Origin of the sequence: Desulfosporosinus sp. SYSU MS00001, from assembly GCF_049943955.1 — a bacterium.
Lineage (GTDB): Bacteria > Bacillota > Desulfitobacteriia > Desulfitobacteriales > Desulfitobacteriaceae > Desulfosporosinus.
Window position 1 is genome coordinate 20,936 of record NZ_JBNFTW010000017.1, and the last position, 10,456, is coordinate 31,391.

Sequence of the window (10,456 nt, forward strand, 5' to 3'; positions counted from 1 at the left end):
ATTACTCAAATCAATTATTCGTTATCATAGGTTCAATTCCTTTAATCTTATAAAAAATTCTAATATTTTGATTACTAAATATTATGTAATTTTTTTGGTTAATGCAACCTCCAAATACATGAAAAGCTGCAACAAAAAAATTTGTTACAGCCTTTTTCCTATTATCTAGAATTATAGGTATGCCTAAAAAATTATTTCTCTTCGCTTACCAGAAGCTCCCTTACATACGAAGGAAGAGCAAAGCATCCCTTATGAATCTCGGTGTTGTAATATTTTGTTTTTATCCCCAAACTATTCCATGCCTGCTCGTTTAGGTCCTTTACGGGGTCATATACTTTGGAGGCAAATCCAAATAACCAATGTCCTGACGGATATGTTGGAATATGCGCTTGATAAACTCTGCAAACTGGAAAGAATTCTTTGATCCGTTTATGAGCCCTCTGCATGGACTGAGCATACTCAGCATAATAGGGGCTTTCGTGCTGGTTAACCAGAATACCGTTCTCCTTAAGTGCCTTGAAGCAATTACCATAAAATTCTTTAGTAAATAAACCTTCTCCCGGTCCAAAAGGATCGGTGGAATCAACGATAATTAGATCGTATGCATTTTCCTTGGAGCGTACAAATTTCAACCCATCCTCAAAATATAGTTTCACCCGTGGATCGTCTAGTTTACAGGCAGTTTGGGGCAAATATTCCCTGCATACATCAACCACCATTTTATCAATTTCAACCATATCAATTCGTTCAATTGAATTATAGCGAGTAAGCTCTCTTACCGTTCCCCCATCACCGGCGCCAATAACCAGAACATTCTTTGTGTTAAGGTTTGTCGCCATTGGAACATGAACAATCATATCATGATAGATAAATTCATCTTTTTCAGTAACCATCATTAAGCCGTCTAACGTAAAAAAGGTCCCAAATTCTTTAGAATGAAAAACATCTATCCTTTGGAATTCACTCTGACCCGTATACAGAGGTTTATCCACCTTAATAGAAAAACGAACATTATCCGTGTGTTGTTCTGTGTACCACAATTCCATGTTATTATTCCTCCAATACTTTGATACTTTTAACCGACATATCCTCCGTCCCGGTTAGAAAACATCCCTTAGCCTTAGCGTAGGAGATATAATCAATAATTTCATCGGTTATCCGTTCACCTGGAGCTAAAATTGGAATACCCGGCGGGTAAGACATCACAAACTCTGCACATATATGTCCATCACTTTCCTTAAGTTCAACAGAACGCTGAGGCGAGTAAAAGGCTTGTTGTGGCGTCATTATGACATCGGGATTAATATATTCATGATCAAGCATCCCGGATTTGTCTTTTGTATAGAGTCGCTTAATTTCCGATAGTGATGATACAAGTCGTTCCAAAGCTAACTCACGGTCCCCCACAGAAATTATCGCCAATATATTGGCGATATCGCCCAATTCAATCTGTATCCCGTAATCATCCCGTAAAATATCGTAAACTTCTATTCCTGCCAACCCTATCTCACGGGTGTAAACAGAAAGCTTGGTGTGATCAAAATCAAACACAGAATCCCCGTTAATTAGTTCTTTCGAAAAAGCATAGTAACCACCAATTTTATTGACCTCATCTCTTGCATAGTGAGCCAGAGAGGATACCTTATTGAAGATATTTTTTCCATCTAAGGCAAGGTTGCGTCTGGAAATATCCAGGGACGACAAGAGCAAATAAGAGCCGCTGGTAGTCTGGGTTAAGTTAATCGTTTGACGTACATGACCTGTACCAAGACGATTGCTTTTTAACAGGAACGAGCTTTGGGTTAGTGATCCGCCTGTTTTGTGCATGCTGACCGCTGACATATCAGCGCCAACAGCCATTGCATTCACTGGCAAGTCAGAACCAAAATAAAAGTGAGTGCCGTGGGCTTCATCAACTAGAACGTACATATTATGGGAATGGGCAAGTTCAGTAATAGTCTTTAAATCCGAGCAAATCCCATAATAGGTCGGATTATTAACAAAGATAGCCTTAGCATCTGGATTCTCTTCTATAGCACGCTTTACATCATCCACCGACATCCCTAAGGGTATTCCTAATTGTTTATTTACACCGGGATTAACATATACAGGAATTGCTCCGCTGATAATAAGTGCATTTATTGCACTTCTATGGACATTACGAGGCATAATTATTTTTTCGCCTTGTTTACATACGCTCATAATCATAGCCTGAACAGCAGCCGTAGTACCGTTAACCATAAAAAAAGCGTGGTCTGCTCCAAAAGCATCTGCCGCTAATTCCTCTGCTTCTTTGATAACTGAAACAGGATGAACAAGATTATCAAGAGGCTTCATGGAGTTAACGTCCACCGATAGGCACTGTTGTCCCAGAAACTTTACAAGTTCAGGGTTTCCCCTGCCTTGCTTGTGTCCAGGTACATCAAAGGGTACTACTCTCATTGATTGATAATTTTGCAATGCCTCATAAATGGGTGCCTTGCCTTGCCAAAGGGAATGCATGTAAAGCACCGCCTTTCCTTACCTTATTCTGATAATTGTTGCCCTATGAAACGATTCCATTTTCCTACAAAAAGGATAGAATTTCAACAATACGATTTCTCGATTTCTCTCAGAGATTTAAAGTTCTAAACATTAGAATAATATTCTTCTAAAAAACAACATTAATAGTATATTAAACATTATCCAAAATATCAACGAGAGAGGCTTTCGCAAATTGGAGAATAGGATTGTCGAATAGTTTAAAAACTATTTCATGGAGGCTAATAATGATAAAAATACGAAGTAAGTTAATCTTAGGCATAATTTCCGGTCTCTTTGGCGAGCTAGCCATTATGTCAAGCAATTATTTGTTTGTCAAATTTGGTCTTGTAAAAAGTTCATTACACACGATGTCACATCAAGTCCTGAATTGCAGAAAATGGGTATTCAGAAGCACAAAAACCGATGTGTGGTTATCGCATATAATTAGTACATTCTTCTGCACGACAGGAGGCATATTAATTACCTATCTATTGTCCCTCAACAAACGTTCTTATATATTGAAGGGCTTTCTTTTGGGAACATTTGGAGGAATAATTCCTTATTTGTTTAGCTATTTCAAGATAGTTAAGGATTTAAAAACATCGCTTAGCAAAGTCATGTGTTTCTTTAGTCATGGATTTTTCGGCTTAGCTGTGGCAGTGGTTATTACATTTCTAGGAGAAACAAATCACAGTGCCAATCCTCCTGTAAAGTGAACTAGTTCAGCTAAAGCTGAACATCGGGGCTACAGGCGGGGACTCTACCCCACCTGAAGTTAACCAAGGACCCGCCCCCACTTATAGAAGTGGGAGGCATAAAGACTGGATAAATAGATTCAGCGCATGACGGTTTACAGTTGGCTAAGAGTTGAAATCAAGGCATAGAAAAAGCCACAGGCGAGCTGGGGCTTAGTTTTCTAGCATACAATTTAAAAAGGGCCATCAATATGGTGGAAACAAAGAAATTAGTAGCTGCGATGAGGGCCTAAAGGCCTTCTTTGTTATGTATTTGGTTAAAAATGAGGCTTGAAAGCCTCTAAAGAACAGTAAACCCGCATGAAATGCGGGTTTTTAACAAATTATGGTGGGTTTGAGAGGACTCGAACCTCCGACCCCCGCGATGTCAACGCGGTACTCTAACCAGCTGAGCTACAAACCCATAATGGTGCCGATGACCGGAATCGAACCGGTACGGGCTATTAACCCGCGGGATTTTAAGTCCCGTGCGTCTGCCAGTTCCGCCACATCGGCAAAATATTTGGAGGCGGCACCCAGATTTGAACTGGGGATAAAGGTTTTGCAGACCTCTGCCTTACCACTTGGCTATGCCGCCAACTTTATTAAATGGAGCGGGTGACGAGATTCGAACTCGCGACTTTCACCTTGGCAAGGTGACACTCTACCACTGAGTTACACCCGCATGAATGGTGCCTCAGGACGGAATCGAACCGCCGACACGAGGATTTTCAGTCCTCTGCTCTACCGACTGAGCTACCGAGGCATACAATAGATGGCGACCCCGATCGGAATTGAACCGACGATCTCCTGCGTGACAGGCAGGCATGTTAACCGCTACACCACGGGGCCACTTTCAGTCTCAAATCAATTGGTGGGCGATGACAGGTTCGAACTGCCGACATCCTGCTTGTAAGGCAGGCGCTCTACCAGCTGAGCTAATCACCCGGGCGACTGACGATTATCAGTATACACAAAAAAGTCTTCCGTGTCAAAACTTTTTTTAAAAATGTTCCTCTGTCCTTAAACCAGCAAAATGGCAGATTCGCAACTAACTTGTGGATACCTTTTTTTGTTTAACGACATCTTCAATATTAATGGAACGAGTATGCTTAGTATGTGACCATTGTTTATCCTTACGATTAATGAATCCCAAAAAGACAATAGGAATCCAACTATAGATGAAAACAGGATACAAAATGATGCCTACATAGGCTTTCCAAGGTATCCGGTCCAGAGCCAAAGCTGCGACAGGATAAAGATATTGAATTGAAGAAAGTATTTGCCACCCTGTCCAAGGCATTACTAAAGTGAAAACATGAGTATAACTTGACTGCAAGGCGGAAATAAAGTTCGTCATCATAAAAAATGTTGCGATCATTACAAGAGCAGGCTGAAAGAGATGTATTGCGGCATCAAAATACATAATTTTTCTTTCACGTATACCTTTAAGTATCAGAGGAAAGAAATATCTTCCAGCTACATCTACTTGTCCTTGAGCCCAACGTTTTCTTTGATACCAAGACTGCATAAAGGTTAAAGGCTTTTCATCATAAACGACAGCATCGTGAGCCCAAGTGGTTTTAATACCGTGGGTTAACGCCTTCATGCTGAACTCAAGATCTTCTGTCAGAGACGTAGCTCCCCAACCAAATTCCTTCAAAACATCGGTTGAAATGCACATGCCTGTCCCGCCAAGAACGTTTGAAAGCCGCCCCGTATTATACCTTGCAAGTTGCAGCAATCTGTTTGTTACCCAAAATGCTATAGAAAATGTATTCGTCACCCATGTATCCATTGGATTCTTTGAATCTAAGTAACATTGAACTATTTTATGTCCTTGGCAAAGTTTGCTGTTCATTTCAAAGAGAAAATTGCTTTTTACTAAATTATCAGCATCGAAAATTACGATTGCATCATATTGGCGCTCCATTTTGAAAAGGCGATGGAACATCCATTCAAGGGCATAACCTTTACCACGTTTTTCGGTATTAAAACGTCTATGAACAATGGCTCCCGCATTCCGAGCTATTAATGCAGTCTTATCCGTACAATTATCAGCTACCACAAAAATATCGAAGAGTTCTTTAGGATAATCCAGCATCCTCAGATTCTCTACAAGCGGTCCGATGACAGCTTCCTCATTATGAGCAGCAACAACAACGGCAAAACTCTTCTCAGGCGTTAGAATCTTATCCTCTCGTCTCCTATACAGTCCAAACATAGACAAAACAAAATAATAAAATGTCAAAAAAATAATAATAACTTGGACCGGAATCATAATTACGTTAAATAACTGTGTTACCGTAAGCCCAGAGAACAAATCCACCTAACTGACCCCCTTCTGACCAATAAATTCTAACATAGGATTTTGACCTATGCAAGAATAGTTGCTAAGAACTTTATCCACTTTATCTATGCATTACATTTATTTTCCATATTTACCTCTTAGAACTATAATTTTTTATTATTGTCATGTTTACCTTCGTCCTATTATTTTAAAAAAAATAAAAGCTATTAATGACCCACTAAATATCATGAATGTTAATGCAGCTTTTATACCAAAACTAATCGATTGCCAGTAAACCTCCCCAATCTGTCGTCCAGATATCCAGGGAACAAAATTCCGAAAGATCTTAGCTGCCCCATTACCTAAAATAGCCAACAAAATAATAGCAGACGATAAAAGTAGTATACCCGATATACATGCAGGTGTATCCAACCTAAATCGTCGAATTATATCTTTCTTCCACCAGTAGAATTCTATGTTTAGTATATCAATCCATCTCCGCCACATATTCATCACCTCACTCTACTTTATGAGGCTCTTTATAAGATGATCAACTTTTATGCAAATAAGTTTAATTTCCTATCAGGATGGTTAAAATTCTCACCAAGGAGGTGGTTAATATGCCAATTCCATCAGAGGATGGTAAATTTATTCACTGTTCTTATTGTAACCAAAGATTTCGCTTTGGCTACGAAGCCGAAAAACATGAAAAAGCAATTCATGCAGATCAATTGTCAACCTAAAACTCAAAGCAACTAGTTTAACTAACATTTTATCTCGAAACAAGTAATGTAATTGCAATCATTCAAGCCTTGAAAATTGTATTACTAAATGAGCTTCCCGTTGAAGTACGAGCCTGTATTTAAACATTTACTTCTTGCTGATTTTTTTAGTACAAAAGACTATCTCAGATGAGGTAGTCTTTTAATTATCATGTCACTCTTGGTTCTGCTTTCAGGAAGCTCGTACATTCCTTGTTGGAAGTCTCTCTTTAATAACCTGGTGCGGATTTAATTTTATCGATCCACTGACTTTCAAAGTAACAACTTCATGCCCACCTATAAGGTTTTCGCCGTCGACCTAACGACAATTAATCTCCTGCCATGTGTCGGCCCTCAAATGAACATTAAATAGCATATTATTTCCCATGATCCTTAAAAATAATTATAATTATTTATCTTTTTGCGGCGAGAAGACTCCCATCCTCTATAGGTGGCGAGATGAATCGCTGCCCCCCCAATTATTGCAGAACACCAGTTCTAAATTCGTTTTTGTCGTGGTAATGTGAATATCGCAGCCATCGATCTGGGGGAAATTCACACCATTGCATCAGTCTGTGATAACGGCCAAGGAGTGATGTAAGCCCCGAAGTATCAAACGTTTTCGTAATAAGAAACTGAAGGAACTTCAAAAAAAGATCGCTAAATGCCAAAAGGGGTCCCGTCAATGGAAAAAGTACCGACGAGCTTTGACCTATATCTTAAGCAAAAGTGATGCCTAGTTGACGGATACCCTACATAAAACCACCCGTGAGTTTGTAAACTGGCGATTAGAGAATAACGTCAAGGAAGTTGTTGTCGGCAACGTTGAAGGCATCGAGCGATATACCTCACCCAGAAAGGAAAAGAACAAACACAAAACAAACGTTCACGTAAACAAAGTCAAAAAATGTCTCAGTGGCATTTTGGACGAACAGCCACCTACCTACACTATAACTTGGCAGTCGAAGGGATAAGTCTTCAAAAGGTCGATGAATCCTATACAACACAAACATGTCCTGTTTGTGGGAGAAGAAAGAAAACCTCCTCTAGAAATTATAAGTGTACTTGTGGATATCGAGAACACCGTGAGAATTCACGGAGCCAAAAATATCTTGAGCAACTACAAATACGGGAAGTTCCAAGAACTATATGTAGAAGAGCCAAAGTATCTACGGATTGCCTAAGGTGAGAAGTAGTAGATGCCATGAACCTGGCCTATATGCAGTAAATGCATAGAGTTGCCGGCCTTACCGAAATGATGGACTCACGCCTATCGGGTGAGGCATCTCTAACGAGATACCCTTGAGACATGCATTTTGGACTTGCCGGAAGCCCCTATCCTATGGCGAAAACAGTGTTTTCGTTCTTAGCGAACTGTAGGTAGGGGAGGTTCACCATCAGATAATTTAGAAACAACTAGAGATGTATCTGGAGATAATTTAAAACTTACAATTTGATTAGTTTCTAAAAAGCAAATCCATATTTACTTTTTATCATATATTAGTTTACAAAAGGAACCTATAATTTTGGTGTGTTATGTATGGCGATAACCCCTTTAAACCACCTCACAATGGAGGTATGCCACCATTGTGAGGTGGTTTCATTTTACTCATGTTAACTGTATTAATTAATGTTTATCATTAACAAAATATTGACTATCGAATACAATACCATATAATGTAATCGAGAGGGGCGGTACTATGATTCATAATGATATTGAAAAAATAAAGTCAAGAGCAACTATACTTCACAAAATTATTCTATCTGTTTTGTTTCTTGGAGTAATAATTGTCTTTGCTGGATTGTCAGCTTCTGTCTTTTTCTCGTTTGCTTCACCAGAAAAGTTTAATGCAGTTAAAGGAAATCTAAATTGGTCTATATACTATGCACTAGGGAATGGTACAACATTCTTTATTATTATACCCTTTAAAATTATGCAACCTCTTGACACCAGTATGTTTAGTGCAAAAGATGCTCTTATAACTTACTTACTTTCATCTCTTCTCGGCTTGACCCTAATTTTGTATGGAATTAAACAAATAGTAACTATCCTTAAATCTACAGCTAAGGATATAACTCCATTTATTATAAGCAATGCGAAAAACCTAAGAAAACTTGCTTATTCAATAATTACCTATTCATTAGTATCGGATTTTCTAACGAATTTTTTATGCTCGCTATTTGTAACAAAAATCTTTTACGTAGATTTATCAAATATTCATTTTAGCGGTTTATTACTTGGAGGACTTATTTTTACCATAGCCGAAATATTTCAATATGGAGTGTACCTGCAAAATGAATATGACACAACTCTGTAAGGATGTGCTTAGCTAGTGGCTATAATAATACGATTAGATCGAATTTTAGTTGATAGAAAAATAAAGCTAAACGAATTAGCTGCAAAAATTGGTATTTCTAATGTAAATCTTTCTAACTTAAAAACAGGCAAGGTAAGAGCAATTCGGTTTTCGACACTTGACGCGATTTGTAAGACTCTTAAATGCCAACCGGGCGATATACTTGAATACGTTTATTCTGATATTGACGGCGAAAATGTTTGATCTAAAAGCTTTTGTTCAAGTTTTAGACTATTTGCTGTACTGCGTCCCGATACATATTCTCCTGCAATGTGAATCCGAACGGGTGGAACTGTTTATGGCAAAATAGAGGGTGTATAACCGTTTGAAGGAAAAGTTCCCGGATTTTAACGTTTCGGATCGTTCTGTCAGGGCTTATGTCTCTAAACGCAAGAAAGAAATTGGATTAACGGAAGAGGGCTATTTGCCTCTTGACCATCCACCAGGCGAGGCTCAAATAGACTTTGGAGAGGCTCAGTTCATTGAAAAAGGTGTACTTTATAATGGATATTATCTGAACCTTTCTTACCCCATAGCAACGGCGGATATTTCCAGTTATTTAAGTCACAAAATCAAGAATGTTTACTCGAAGGAATGAAAAACATCTTTGAATATGTGAATATTGATTTGTGATGAATGGGGGTATGTTCCTTTTGAAAAAGGCGGAGCTCAGCTGCTGTTCCAAGTAATCTCTGAGTGTTATAAAAACGTAGTGTGATCATTACAACCAATCTCGAGTTCAGCTATTGGAATGGCATTTTCTATGATGAAAAAATGACAAGTGCCATAATTGATCGGCTGATTCATCATAGTTACTTACTCGTATTTAGTGGACCTAGTTTTAGGCTGAGTCACTCATCCATTAATTGGTAAAAGTGGTATCTGGGGTGCTACATATTTGAACTTCCGGATTGCTATAATTTCTACTTGCCAAACACATGGAACCCCGGTAGATATCTTTCATTTCTTTCATGAAACACAAATAGACTGCCAATAAGGCAGTCTATCGCTTGTTTACCTGGCGATGACCTACTTTCCCAGAGGCTATGCCCCAAGTATTATCGGCCCTGGAACGAAAGGCGGATGAGCCTTTCGCCACACTGCGTCCCCTTACGCATTCTCCTGCAGCGTGGATCCTTAACTTCCGTGTTCGGTATACGAAAAGCACGAAAGCCTCCGGTGGAGGGTTTCGCCGAGCCACCAGCCCCAGAGAATCACTTTGTGGCGAAGTACGAGCTTTTCGCCACGCTGCGTCCCGTTACGCATTCTCCTGCAGCGTGACGAAAACCGGACGAGGTTTTCGCCACATTGCGACTTGTGAAACATTCTCCTGCAATGTGGATCCGAACGGGTGGAACCCCGGTAGGAATCTTTCACTTCTTTCATAAAACACAGATAGACTGCTATATTTGGCAGTCTATCGCTTGTTACCTGGCGATGACCTACTTTCCCAGGGGCTATGCCCCAAGTATTATCGGCCCTGGAACGAAAGGCGGATGAGCCTTTCGCCACACTGCGTCCCCTTACGCATTCTCCTGCAGTGTGGATCCTTAACTTCCGTGTTCGGTATACGAAAAGCGGACGAGCTTTTCGCCACGCTGCGTCCCGATACGCAGACTCCTGCAGCGTGGATCGAACGGGTGGAACCCCGGTAGTTTACTTTTACTTCCTTCATGAAACACAGATAGACTGCCATATTTGGCAGTCTATCGCTTGTTACCTGGCGATGACCTACTTTCCCAGGGGCTATGCCCCAAGTATTATCGGCCCTGGAGGTCTTAACTTCCGTGT

At 39.7% G+C, this 10,456-nt stretch carries 8 protein-coding genes, 7 tRNA genes, 1 rRNA gene and 2 pseudogenes; 7 read left to right on the forward strand and 11 right to left on the reverse strand.

The features are described from left to right. Positions 1–191: 191 nt before the first annotated feature. Positions 192–1,046 (reverse strand): polyamine aminopropyltransferase, encoded by an 855-nt coding sequence (speE, locus tag ACPUYX_RS20265; RefSeq protein WP_088224600.1) that lies wholly within the window; start codon positions 1,044–1,046, stop codon positions 192–194. A gap of 4 nt (positions 1,047–1,050) precedes the next feature. Continuing rightward, on the reverse strand, positions 1,051–2,502 hold the full coding sequence (locus ACPUYX_RS20270; RefSeq protein ID WP_426381418.1) for an aminotransferase class I/II-fold pyridoxal phosphate-dependent enzyme: 1,452 nt from the start codon (positions 2,500–2,502) through the stop codon (positions 1,051–1,053). A gap of 266 nt (positions 2,503–2,768) precedes the next feature. Between ACPUYX_RS20270 and ACPUYX_RS20275 the strand changes: the two genes are divergently transcribed. After that, positions 2,769–3,239, forward strand: coding sequence for a hypothetical protein (locus ACPUYX_RS20275; RefSeq protein WP_426381419.1), 471 nt, complete (start codon positions 2,769–2,771; stop codon positions 3,237–3,239). A gap of 365 nt (positions 3,240–3,604) precedes the next feature. Here the strand turns inward: ACPUYX_RS20275 and ACPUYX_RS20280 are convergent. The 8 genes from ACPUYX_RS20280 to ACPUYX_RS20315 form a co-directional block, all read right to left on the reverse strand. Beyond that, positions 3,605–3,681: transfer RNA gene (locus ACPUYX_RS20280), tRNA-Val, on the reverse strand. A 4-nt stretch (positions 3,682–3,685) separates the two neighbouring features. Then, positions 3,686–3,773 (reverse strand) — tRNA-Leu (locus tag ACPUYX_RS20285). An 8-nt stretch (positions 3,774–3,781) separates the two neighbouring features. Continuing rightward, positions 3,782–3,855 (reverse strand) — tRNA-Cys (locus ACPUYX_RS20290). Between the two features lie 12 nt (positions 3,856–3,867). Continuing rightward, positions 3,868–3,942, reverse strand: a tRNA-Gly gene (locus ACPUYX_RS20295). A 5-nt stretch (positions 3,943–3,947) separates the two neighbouring features. Then, a tRNA-Phe gene (locus ACPUYX_RS20300) sits at positions 3,948–4,023 on the reverse strand. A gap of 10 nt (positions 4,024–4,033) precedes the next feature. Continuing rightward, a tRNA-Asp gene (locus ACPUYX_RS20305) sits at positions 4,034–4,109 on the reverse strand. A 20-nt stretch (positions 4,110–4,129) separates the two neighbouring features. Further along, positions 4,130–4,205: transfer RNA gene (locus ACPUYX_RS20310), tRNA-Val, on the reverse strand. Between the two features lie 103 nt (positions 4,206–4,308). Then, on the reverse strand, positions 4,309–5,586 hold the full coding sequence (locus ACPUYX_RS20315; protein ID WP_426381420.1) for a glycosyltransferase family 2 protein: 1,278 nt from the start codon (positions 5,584–5,586) through the stop codon (positions 4,309–4,311). Between the two features lie 581 nt (positions 5,587–6,167). On the opposite strand from ACPUYX_RS20315, the gene ACPUYX_RS20320 reads away from it, so the two are divergent. From ACPUYX_RS20320 to ACPUYX_RS20345, 6 genes and pseudogenes are all read left to right on the forward strand, one after another. Then, a complete protein-coding gene (locus ACPUYX_RS20320) occupies positions 6,168–6,290 on the forward strand; it encodes a hypothetical protein (protein ID WP_282432735.1) in 123 nt (40 codons plus the stop codon). Between the two features lie 925 nt (positions 6,291–7,215). Then, complete coding sequence (locus tag ACPUYX_RS20325; RefSeq protein ID WP_426381421.1) at positions 7,216–7,497, forward strand: zinc ribbon domain-containing protein; 282 nt, start codon at positions 7,216–7,218, stop codon at positions 7,495–7,497. Between the two features lie 511 nt (positions 7,498–8,008). Continuing rightward, positions 8,009–8,626, forward strand: coding sequence for a DUF2975 domain-containing protein (locus ACPUYX_RS20330; protein WP_426381422.1), 618 nt, complete (start codon positions 8,009–8,011; stop codon positions 8,624–8,626). Positions 8,627–8,641: 15 nt separating this feature from the next. Beyond that, positions 8,642–8,869, forward strand: a complete 228-nt coding sequence (locus ACPUYX_RS20335) for a helix-turn-helix domain-containing protein (RefSeq protein ID WP_426381423.1) — start codon at positions 8,642–8,644, stop codon at positions 8,867–8,869. Between the two features lie 106 nt (positions 8,870–8,975). Beyond that, a pseudogene (locus ACPUYX_RS20340) lies at positions 8,976–9,283 on the forward strand (IS21 family transposase); the annotation flags it as partial. Between the two features lie 4 nt (positions 9,284–9,287). After that, positions 9,288–9,538 (forward strand): annotated as a pseudogene (locus ACPUYX_RS20345) (ATP-binding protein). Between the two features lie 845 nt (positions 9,539–10,383). Here the strand turns inward: ACPUYX_RS20345 and rrf are convergent. After that, positions 10,384–10,456 (reverse strand): 5S ribosomal RNA (gene rrf / locus ACPUYX_RS20350); the annotation flags it as partial.